The 10213-nt window shown below is 60.7% G+C and carries 13 protein-coding genes; 8 read left to right on the forward strand and 5 right to left on the reverse strand.

Annotated elements, in window-relative coordinates; all coding sequences use genetic code 11:
* Positions 1-92 precede the first annotated feature (92 nt).
* Both ACINK1_RS04450 and ACINK1_RS04455 read left to right on the forward strand, forming a co-directional pair.
* Positions 93-758 carry a ChrR family anti-sigma-E factor gene (locus ACINK1_RS04450; protein WP_376800591.1) on the forward strand — a complete coding sequence of 222 codons (666 nt, stop codon included), beginning with the start codon at positions 93-95 and terminating at the stop codon, positions 756-758.
* 9 nt (positions 759-767) lie between these two features.
* Positions 768-1553, forward strand: a complete 786-nt coding sequence (locus ACINK1_RS04455; RefSeq protein ID WP_376800592.1) for an SDR family NAD(P)-dependent oxidoreductase — start codon at positions 768-770, stop codon at positions 1551-1553.
* 10 nt (positions 1554-1563) lie between these two features.
* On the opposite strand, the gene ACINK1_RS04460 is transcribed toward ACINK1_RS04455, so the two are convergent.
* Genes ACINK1_RS04460 through ACINK1_RS04475 form a run of 4 tightly spaced genes read right to left on the reverse strand, consistent with a single transcriptional unit; the run spans position 1564 to position 6484 of the window.
* A complete protein-coding gene (locus ACINK1_RS04460; protein WP_376800593.1) occupies positions 1564-2844 on the reverse strand; it encodes a class I SAM-dependent methyltransferase in 1281 nt (426 codons plus the stop codon).
* Entirely contained in the window at positions 2837-3697 is an 861-nt protein-coding gene (locus ACINK1_RS04465) for a DUF1365 domain-containing protein (protein WP_376800594.1), read from the reverse strand. Before ACINK1_RS04465 ends, ACINK1_RS04460 begins: the two co-directional genes overlap by 8 nt.
* Entirely contained in the window at positions 3694-4992 is a 1299-nt protein-coding gene (locus tag ACINK1_RS04470) for an NAD(P)/FAD-dependent oxidoreductase (RefSeq protein WP_376800595.1), read from the reverse strand. Before ACINK1_RS04470 ends, ACINK1_RS04465 begins: the two co-directional genes overlap by 4 nt.
* Positions 4993-5023: 31 nt before the next feature.
* Positions 5024-6484 carry a deoxyribodipyrimidine photo-lyase gene (locus tag ACINK1_RS04475; RefSeq protein ID WP_376800596.1) on the reverse strand — a complete coding sequence of 487 codons (1461 nt, stop codon included), beginning with the start codon at positions 6482-6484 and terminating at the stop codon, positions 5024-5026.
* A gap of 52 nt (positions 6485-6536) precedes the next feature.
* Here ACINK1_RS04475 and ACINK1_RS04480 point away from each other — a divergent pair, with 52 nt between their 5' ends.
* The 6 genes from ACINK1_RS04480 to ACINK1_RS04505 all read left to right on the forward strand — a co-directional run bounded on the left by ACINK1_RS04480 (position 6537) and on the right by ACINK1_RS04505 (position 10042).
* Positions 6537-6803 carry a hypothetical protein gene (locus ACINK1_RS04480; RefSeq protein ID WP_376800597.1) on the forward strand — a complete coding sequence of 89 codons (267 nt, stop codon included), beginning with the start codon at positions 6537-6539 and terminating at the stop codon, positions 6801-6803.
* Positions 6800-7354: a chlorite dismutase family protein gene (locus ACINK1_RS04485; protein ID WP_376800598.1), complete on the forward strand. Its 555-nt coding sequence runs from the start codon at positions 6800-6802 to the stop codon at positions 7352-7354. Before ACINK1_RS04480 ends, ACINK1_RS04485 begins: the two co-directional genes overlap by 4 nt.
* Before the next feature lie 148 nt (positions 7355-7502).
* Positions 7503-7757, forward strand: coding sequence for a type II toxin-antitoxin system HicA family toxin (locus ACINK1_RS04490; RefSeq protein WP_376800599.1), 255 nt, complete (start codon positions 7503-7505; stop codon positions 7755-7757).
* A gap of 11 nt (positions 7758-7768) precedes the next feature.
* Positions 7769-8098, forward strand: a complete 330-nt coding sequence (locus ACINK1_RS04495) for a type II toxin-antitoxin system HicB family antitoxin (protein WP_376800606.1) — start codon at positions 7769-7771, stop codon at positions 8096-8098.
* 186 nt (positions 8099-8284) lie between these two features.
* Complete coding sequence (locus tag ACINK1_RS04500; RefSeq protein WP_376803788.1) at positions 8285-9412, forward strand: S-(hydroxymethyl)glutathione dehydrogenase/class III alcohol dehydrogenase; 1128 nt, start codon at positions 8285-8287, stop codon at positions 9410-9412.
* Between the two features lie 114 nt (positions 9413-9526).
* A complete protein-coding gene (locus ACINK1_RS04505) occupies positions 9527-10042 on the forward strand; it encodes a hypothetical protein (RefSeq protein ID WP_376803787.1) in 516 nt (171 codons plus the stop codon).
* A 6-nt stretch (positions 10043-10048) separates the two neighbouring features.
* Here ACINK1_RS04505 and ACINK1_RS04510 read toward each other — a convergent pair whose 3' ends face one another.
* Entirely contained in the window at positions 10049-10207 is a 159-nt protein-coding gene (locus ACINK1_RS04510; protein WP_395760006.1) for a cytochrome b/b6 domain-containing protein, read from the reverse strand.
* Positions 10208-10213 lie beyond the last annotated feature (6 nt).

Raw genomic sequence — 10213 nt, forward strand, 5'->3', positions numbered from 1 at the left:
TGAAAATGGGATATCGCGTGATCTATCGTCCTTTGGGCCACGTAGACGTGTAGTCATGCGCTGCATCGAGCAGCTCGATGGGGACGACGGACATGATGGATACGCAGAAGGGTGCACCAACACCGGGTGTAGATGACATGCTGGCGGCCTACGTCGCCGGTTCGTTGTCGCATCCGCTCAATGTGCTGATGGCCTCCCATCTCGAACTGAGCAGCCGTCATCATGCGCTCGTGGCGACGCTTGAGGCGGCGTGTGGCGACCATCTGGCTGATTTGCCGCCGCAGCCGCTGGCAAACCCGCAGCGCATGCTGGCGGAAATAACCGCGACCACTCCCGTGACGATGTTGCCGTCTGTCATGGCGCCTTCTGGCGGCAATGACGGGTTGCCACCGACCCTGTCGGCCTTTCTCGGCAAGCCGCTGGGCGACTTGGCATGGCGCCGGGTGATGCCTGGTCTGAAGGATGTGCGCCTTGGTAATAACGACGGGGGTGAAGTCTCCCTTCTGCTCGTTTCTGCCGGCAGGCGTATGCCCGCCCATACCCATGCGGGACGGGAGGTGACACTGATCATCAAAGGCAGTTTCATCGATGATCAGGGCACGTTCGCCCGCGGCGATATTTCGATTGCCGATAGCCATGTCGACCATCGCCCGCGCGCTGGAGCCGATGAGGATTGCCTGTGTTTCGTCGTCACCGACGCACCCTTGCGCTTGACCGGCACCTTTGGGCGCCTGGTTCAGCGCCTCCTCAAGCATTGACGGTACGAGATGACAGCTTCCCTTGCCTGGATTACCGGCGCCTCCTCCGGCATCGGCCGCGCCACCGCCCTTGAACTGGCGCGCCGCGGCTGGAAGGTGGCCGTCACCGCCCGCAAGGCAGACGAATTGGAAAGCCTGAAGGCCGAAGCGCCCGCAGGCGCCATCATCGTCTATCCGGCTGACGTGACCGATGCAGCCGCGATGACAGCGCTGGTTGCGGCGATCGAAATCGCTGCCGGTCCCATCGATCTCGTCCTGCTCAATGCCGGGGTTTATCTGCCGGTGCGGGCTGGAAACTTCCAGACCGGGACATTTGCCAAATCATTTGATGTCAACCTGATGGGAACCGTCAACGCCCTGGGCGGGATCATCCCGCGCATGATCGCGCGCCGGAGTGGACAGATATGGATCATGGCCTCGACCGCTGGCTATGGCCCTTTGCCGACATCAGCCGCCTATGGCGCCACCAAAGCGGGGTTGATCAATCTGGCCGGCAGTCTCAAATTCGATCTCGATCTTTACGGCGTCCATATCGGCGTCATCAATCCCGGCTTTGTCGATACGCCGGCAACCCGTGGCAATCCCTTCGCCATGCCGTTTCTGATGTCGGTCGATGAGGCGGGGCGGCGCATCGTCGATGGCTTCGCCAAGGGCAAATTCGAAATCGCCTTCCCGCGTCGCTTTGCCTATATGATGAAGGCGCTCAATCTGCTCCCCTATGCGTGGTACTTCCCGCTCGCCACCCGCATGATGAAATGGGATAAGGTCGGACGCGAACTGCCACCACCGTCGTGATTGTTGCCACTCACGGCTTGGCAAAGACCATCTGCCGCACATCAATCGAGCCGGCCCGGAAGCCTGCCTCGCAATAATGCAGATAATAATCCCACAGCCGCTTGAAGCGATGATCAAACCCCAGCTGGGTGAGCTGTGGCCACACCTGGCCGAATGTCTTGCGCCATTGCGCGAGGGTGCGCGCGTAGTCGAGCGCAAACAGCCGCTGCGTCATTAACGGCAGCCCGTGCCGGGCGCCGAGTTGCTCCATGATGGTGCCGGTCGGCAGCATGCCACCGGGGAAAATGTGACGGCGGATGAAATCGATGTCGCGCCGGTATTGCTGGAAGAATCGATCCTGGATCGTGATTACCTGGATACCGGCCCGACCGCCGTTCACGAGGCATGAATCGAGCTTTGAGAAATAGGGTTTCCAGTACCGTTCTCCCACCGCCTCGAACATCTCGATCGAGACGATACGGTCATAGCGGCCTGTTTCGTCACGATAATCCTGGAAACGGATGTCGGTCCGCTCCGCAAGACCAGCCTTGGCAAGCCGCCTTTGCGCATAATCATGCTGTTCGCGCGATATCGTCAGCCCGCTGACGCGGCACCCGATTTCAGCGGCCGCATATTCAGCAAAACCACCCCATCCGCAGCCGATTTCAAGCACATGGTGCTCGGGTCTCAGATCAATCGCCTGTGCCAATATCTCATATTTTCGACGCTGCGCTGAGGCGAGGTCATGATCGCCATCGCTGAAAATGGCCGAAGAATAGGTCATCGTCGGGTCAAGCCAGGCTTCGTAGAAGGTATTGCCGAGATCATAATGGGCGCGAATATTGCGCTTGGCCTGGCGCTTGCTGTTGCCACGCCACAGATGTTGCAGATAACGCGCTAACCTCAGCACCGGGCGCCCGCCGAGAAACGCTTCCAGCGCATCAATGTTGGCGCACAGCACCTCAAGAACCGCCGTGACGTTCGAGCTGTCCCATTGCCCGCTGATATAGGCTTCGGCAAAACCGTTATCGCCGCCCTTGAGAACACGCTCGGCGAAGCGCTGATCGCGCACGCGCAAATCGGCATGCGGCCCTGCCTGCGCGCCTTCAAAGCGCAGCATCTGGCCGTCCGGCAGATGCATGTCGAGGCGGCCATGATCAAAGGCGGTGAGCAGAGACAGGACGAAGCGCATCGCCAGCGGCCGGCCGGCAGCCACGCGCGACAGATTGGCGCGGTTGACGAGCTGGAAGGTTGCCGCTGGTGGCGATGACGGGCTGATGCCGCAAGACATCGTGGCGCTGGTATCAGACATGGCGTGAGGTCACAGATTGAGATGGTGGGCGGGAAGGGTCGAAAAAGCGGTCCGGGTTACCGAGGCTCGCTGGTGGTGGCGCCTGTGGCCGCGCCACCAGTCCGGCGCCCTTGATCCACAATTTGAGCGCCTCCCAATGGATCGATGTCATGACCTTGATGCCAAGCAGCGGCACCGCCCATGACAGGCGCAGCAGATTGGTCGTCGTCAGATGAAGCCGTTCGCCGTGAAAACTGGCAGCCAGCACCGGCCCGCTATCATCGACTTCGAGAATACGCAGTCTCAGCCGCTCTCCGGGCGCGTCAAAACGGAACCGATAGGTGAGCCCGAAACCAAGAAAGGGCGAGACGAAGAAGAGTTTGCGCCGCTCCTGTCGTCCAGGTGACTGGCCAATATCGATGGGAGCCACATAGGTGTGCTTTTCGCCAAAGGTGTTGCGTACCTCGTAGATCATCGCCGTGAGCGCCCCATGATCGCCAAAGCAATAATAGACCGAGATCGGATTGAAGGCGTATCCCAGGACGCGCGGGTAGCACAGCAGGAAGATTTTTCGTGCCGGCTGCATCTGTGCTTCACGCAACAGCCGGTCGACATGAGCCCGCAACGTGCTGCCATCTCCCGCTCCGTGATCACGATCATGAAACGACACGAGATTGAAGCAGTTATGGGAAAATAATGGCGACAGGCGAGACAGTTCGCTCAACCTGTCGATATCGGCGAGCAGAGACCACACGCGATAGGTGAAACGATGTCGAAACGGGCTCATGCGCTGGTGCATGATGGTGCCGTCATAGAGGCTGGCAACGGCGCCGGTATCGAACGCTGACAGGTGCTGGTTTGTCGCTGTCATCATTCCGCTGCCTCGCGGAGCAGGGGCGCCTTTACCCAAGGATAATCACCGCCAAGCGGTTGCGCTGCCCGCATGCCTGACACCAGCCCGTCCTCATGGAAGCCGTGCTTGCTCCACGCGCCGGCAAACCATAAACGATCTTTCCCCTGAATGCGGGCGAGCGCCTGCTGCGCTGCCAGCGTCTCGCGCGACATCTGCGGATGGCGATAGGCGAAGCGCGCGAAGGTCAGTTCGGGCTTTGGCCGGGCAGGCGGATTGAGTGAAACGAACAGAGGATAGTGCCAGGCGATCCCCTGCAGCATGTTCATGCAATAGGTGACGGCAACAGGGTCCGTGCCGTCCTCGGGACCATCCCCCGGCGCCAGATAATTCCATGCCGCCCACGCTGCCCGTCGCTTGGGCATGAGGGCTGGATCGCGGTGAAGCCAGACCTCGTTTTCAGCAAAGGCGAAGGCACCAAGAATATTGCGTTCGTCATCTGATGGTTGCTGGATCATCGCCAGCGCCTGATCGGCATGAGTGGCGATGATCGCCTGGTCGAAGGCCACCTGCCCGCCGTGCTGGTCGGTCAGGATCACCTGCCGGCCCTCGCGGACGATGCGCTCGACGCGGGAGAGGCGGCGCACACGACTGCCCAGGTGTTTTTCCATGGCGCTGACATATGCCCGGCTGCCGCCGTCAACCGTGCGCCACAAGGGCTGATCGAACGATAAGAGCCGGTGATTGTCGAAGAATGACACAAAGCTCTCGACCGGGAACTGAAGCACGCGGTCAGCCGGCATCGACCAGATGGCGGCACCCATGGGGATGAGGTAATCGCTGCGAAAGCGACGTGAAAAACGACGTTGGTCGAGATAGTCGCCGAGGGTGACGTTATGAAGGGCGCCGCTCGCCAGATCCGCTGCCGCCAGCCGGTTGAAGCGGACGATTTCCTTCAGCATCCACAGAAAGGATGGCCGCAGGACATTGCTTGGCTGCGCAAACACTTTCCATAACGAGCGATCACCCGCCCATTCCCGGCGCCCATTGGCGACTGACACCGAAAAGCTCATCGTGCTTTCCTTCGTCGCTACATCAAGCGCGGCAAAGAGAGCGATGAGGTTAGGATAGTTGAGCTGGTTGTAGACGATAAAGCCGGTGTCAACACTGATCGCGGTGCCAAGATAATCGATATCGACCGTGTGCGCATGCCCGCCAAGCCGCGGTTCGGCTTCATACACAACGAGGCCTGGTTCATGGCGCAGACCATAGGCCGCGCCAAGCCCGGATATCCCGGAGCCGATGATGGCTATGCGCATTGCCTGTTCCTGTTCAGTTTGGCCACGATCATTATACGGCGCCACGTTCATCTTGGATGCACGCAAGCGCTGCAAGGGCCCGCGCACGTCCCTCTTCCAGCGAAACGACAGGGTAGGGGTAGGTTTTACCCAGCCGAACCCCCGCATCAGCAAGGATAAGCCCGCCTGCTTCCCATGGGCGATGAATGATATCGGCGGGAAGGCGAGCCAGTTCCGGCACGAAGCGGCGGACGTAATCGCCTTGCGGATCGAATTTCACTCCCTGCAATAAAGGGTTGAAAATACGGAAATAGGGCGCGGCATCCGCCCCCGTGCCGGCGACCCATTGCCAGCTTGCAGTGTTGTTGGCCGGACAGGCATCAACCAGGGTGTCCCAGAACCATTGCTCGCCTCTTCGCCAGTCGATCAGCAGGTGCTTGACCAGAAAAGATGCAGCGATCATGCGCACCCGGTTATGCATGAAGCCGGTTGTCCACAATTGGCGCATGCCGGCATCAATGATCGGATAACCGGTCATTCCGCGGGTCCAGGCAATGAACGCCGGCTCGTCGTCGCGCCACGGGAAAGCATCGAAGCGAGGTTGAAAATTACGCCGCTCAAGCTCAGGGAATTGCCACAGAAGGTGATGGGCAAATTCTCGCCAGCCGAGTTCGGCTTGAAATTTCTGTACGTCGCGCGATGAGGCGAGGCCGCGCTCTTGCGCGACCAGCGCCGCCTGCCAGACCTGATATGGTGAAATGTCGCCGAAGCGCAGATGGGCGGACAGACGCGAGGTCGAGGGCAGATCCGGCCGGTCGCGATTGTCGGCATAACCGCGCAATTCCTCTTCGGCAAAGGCGTCAAGACGCGTTGCGGCACCCTCTTCGCCAGGCGTGCCATGTGCGACGAAATTGGCGGCCCAGTCAGGTCTGCTCGGCAGCAGATGCCAGGCTGCGAGATCATCGCCCGCAACTTCGCCTGCACCCGCGCGCTGTCCGCGCAGGGGTGCAATCGGCGGACGCGGTTGTTTGCTGGCCAGCGCTGCCCGCCAGAAGGGCGAGAACACACGGTAAGGATCGCCCGAGGCACTGCGCACCTCATCAGCGCCGTAGAGCAGGTTGGTGAGGCAGGCGTTCATTTCAAGTCCCTTGCCGCGCAGCGCTTGGCGGATATCTGCCTCCAGCCTTGCAGCCACATCATCCACCGCCCTGCCATGGACCAATGAGGTCGCGCCGGTTTGGTCGACTAATTCATTCAAAATAGTGGCCGTCGCACCCCGCCGCAGGATCAGCGGTATGCCCAGCGCCGCCAGGTTTTTGCGCAAATTGACAAGCGATCCGTGCAGCCACCAGCGCGCCGCTGCCCCCAGGGGGCGCCGGGCGGCCGCTTTATCCATAATATAGACGGCGATGATGGGTCCGCCCTTTGCCCACGCTGCCGCAAGGGCCGGATGATCGCTGACCCGCAGATCGTCGCGAAACCACACGAGGCTGGTAGTGGCTGGTCGCGTCATATGTTCTTCTTCTCCATTCCTCGCCGCTAACAGCGTTGAGGCAATCGTTCGCTTGGCGCAAGCGAGGCATCTTGGCGCATCTGTTGTGCGTTGTGGCGCGCCCACGACTATTTCGCTGCTGCCGAAGGCGGCGGAAATTGTCGCCATGAACCGCATCGGCGGCCCTGACCGCGTGATCGATGCGATCAGGGAGCGCGGCCAAAGCTTTATGGATATTGATGATATTTTGCGCTATGCGGCGCGTCAGGCAATCGTTCAGAATGACGCTGGCAAGACCGGATTTTCTGCCATGCCGGCAGACGCGAAAGGGCAGCCATGAGTTCGATAACCCATGTTTGGTTTTCCGCTGGCTCAGAGGGTGCGTGGCAGATCACCAGCAATCGCCCGTTTATCGGCGATGGCCTTGCGTCCGCTGCCTGTCTGTCGGTCAGCGAAAGCAAGCCTGACACCTCGCGCAACGCCAGCTGGCAATTGCAGGGCGTCGTCAGTCATCCGCGCTATGCGACTGAAAAGGAGCTTGGCGAATTGCGCGCTGCGTCGCCGCCGCTGAACCGGCCCGAGGCGCGGTGCGCGGCCCTCATTCCCATCCGCAAATCGTCCGAATGGTGGGCGCTTGGTCAGGATCGCCGCCGCGCCATCTTCGAGGAGGTCTCGCGCCATACCGCCCGCTCGATGAAATACCTGCCGGCGATTGCCCGCCGCCTTCATCATGCGCGCGATCTGGGCGAACCCTTCGACTTCCTCACCTGGTTCGAATATGCGCCCGCCCATGCCGATGCGTTCGAGGATCTGGTTGCCGATCTGCGCAGCAGCGAGGAATGGCGCTACGTCATCCGCGAAGTCGATATTCGCCTGTTGCGGGCAGAATAGGTCCGCTTGGGCTGTGCACCTGACGGCAAGAGCCACATTCTCCAACGTCGATAGGCAGGCCGGTGGTGGTGATGCAGGAGGGGCGGGTTTTCCATCTCTAGATGATTGCGCTTGCATTTTATGCAAGCATTTATTATAAACCCTTCATATGAACAACCGGCATCGCAGGACGCTCGACGCTGTTTTCGCGGACCCGATTTCGGGCACGCTGGCATGGGCGGATGTCGAGGGCTTGCTCGTTGCGGCCGGGGCTCGGATCATCGAAGGGCGCGGCTCGCGGGTGCGGTTCGAGAAGGATGGCGAGGTCGAGACCTTCCACCGCCCGCATCCGGCGAAGGAAGCCAAACGCTATCAGGTGCGTGCCGCGCGGGCCTATCTTGAAAGGATCGGAGTGACGCCATGATCAACAGCACGATCAACAGCATGACCTACAAGGGCTATTCCGCTCGCATTGCCTATGATGACGGGGACGGCATTTTCACCGGACAGGTGGCAGGCATCCGCGATGGCATCGGCTTCCACGCCGAGACGGTCGAAGCCCTGCGCGAGGCCTTTCACGAGGCTATCAATGATTACATCGAGACTTGCCGGAAGGTCGGTAAAAAACCGCAGAAGGCCTATTCCGGCCAGATGATGTTTCGCGTCAATCCGGATGTCCACCGCAAGGCGGCGCTGGCAGCCGAGCTTTCAGGCAAAAGCCTCAACCAATGGGCCGAAGAGGTGCTGGACAAGGCGGGGGGTTGAATCTTGCAGGCCACCACCGTCATGCCCGGCCTTGTCCCAGGTTTCCACGCCTTTCCTGTCGGCCGGTATGTGCCTCGACCAATCGTCTGACGCGATACAGAACAGGCACACCCACTCTTCCCTTCCCACCTCCTCCCACCCGCGCTAGCTTGCCGACACTTGAATCACCCCACCACCGGAGCCCCCATGAAAACCCGCGCCGCCGTCGCTTGGGAAGCCAACAAGCCTTTGACGATCGAAACCGTCGAGCTTGCCGGACCGCAAGCAGGCGAAGTGCTGGTGGAGATCATGGCAACCGGCGTCTGCCACACGGACGCCTACACGCTTTCAGGCCTCGATTCGGAAGGGAAATTCCCGGCAATCCTTGGCCATGAGGGCGCAGGCATCGTGCGCGAGGTGGGCGCCGGCGTGGCATCGCTCAAAGTGGGCGACCATGTCATTCCGCTTTACACGCCTGAATGCCGCCAGTGCAAAACCTGCCTGTCGCGGCGCTCCAATCTGTGCACCGCCATCCGCGCAACGCAGGGTCAGGGTGTGATGCCGGACGGGACAACCCGCTTTGCCTGTGAATCAGCCGGGCGGGGCCGCAACACCGTTTTTCACTATATGGGCTGTTCGACATTCTCGAACTTCACCGTGCTGCCGGAAATTGCGCTGGCGAAGGTCCGCGACGACGCCCCCTTCGACAAGATCTGCTATATCGGCTGCGGGGTGACGACCGGCATCGGCGCGGTGGTCTACACGGCCAAGGTATGGCCCGGCGCCAATGTCGTGGTCTTCGGACTGGGAGGTATCGGCCTCAACGTCATCCAGGGTGCCCGCATGGTGGGTGCTGACAAGATCATCGGCGTTGATCTCAATTCCGCCAAGGCGGGTATGGCGACAAAATTCGGCATGACGCATTTCATCAACCCCGACGAGGTGGGCCGCGACAAGGTGGTTCAGGCCATCGTTGATCTCACCGGCGGCGGCGCTGATTTTTCGTTCGAGTGCATCGGTTCGACCGCCACCATGCGCCAGGCGCTTGAATGCTGCCATCGCGGCTGGGGCGAAAGCATCATTATCGGCGTTGCGCCCTCAGGGCAGGAAATTTCAACCCGCCCCTTCCAGCTTGTCACCGGGCGCGTCTGGAAAGGCTCTGCCTTCGGCGGCGCGCGCGGGCGCAGCGATGTGCCGAAAATCGTCGACTGGTACATGGAGGGCAAGATCAACATCGATGATCTGATCACCCACACCATGCCGCTTGATCAGATCAACACCGCGTTTGATCTCATGCATGAGGGTAAATCCATCCGCTCCGTCGTCGTTTATTGAAGATGGCGCCGCGCCGCCGCCATCTGACCGGAACCATCAGGCAATAGGGTTGCGATCTGGCACCCGACGCCCCATGTGCAGGCATGCCTGTCATGTTGACGGCGCGGGAGGCCCATGGCCGATCTGGTTTCGAAGCTGATCTCGCTCCTGCGCGGCCTCGTAGCCGCTGGCATCCTGATCCATGAATTGATTGCCTATATCGGCGCGCCGCTGTGGCGTTTTCTAGCCCACATCCGTCTGTTCGAGCGCTTTCTGCGCTGGGTCGAAACCTTGCCACGCTGGGGCGTGCTGGCGCTGGTGGTGACGCCGCTTGCCATCGCTGAACCATTGAAAATCGGCGGGCTCTATCTGCTGGCAACCGGGCATGTCTTGAGCGGCATTTCCTTTCTTGTCATCGGCTACGCGGTCAGCCTGGTGCTGGCTGAGCGTATCCTCCATGCTGGCCACGGCCAGCTCATGACCTATCGCTGGTTTGCCGTCGGCTGGCGGTGGTTTGAGCGCTTTCGCGGCTATATCCTGTCGCGGCCTGTCGTCGTTGCCATGCGTCGGAAAGTGGCTGAGCTCACAGCCTCAGCGCGCGAGCTGCGCGAGACGTTACTGCGCCGGCTGCGACAATTTGCCGGGATCTGAGCAGGATTACCCGGCGTTGCCGGTCATACGCGCCAGCACGCCGTCTTTCTTGATGAGCGCATGAAAGAGAGCAGCCGCAATATGCAGGCTCACCAGCACCGTCAGGGTGATCCCGGCCACTTTATGAGCAAAGAGCAGATTTCCCGATGTCGCCTCGTTTTTCATGAAGGC

This window comes from Raskinella chloraquaticus (SeqCode) (genome assembly GCF_021731865.1).
Lineage (GTDB): Bacteria > Pseudomonadota > Alphaproteobacteria > Rhizobiales > UBA4765 > Raskinella > Raskinella chloraquaticus.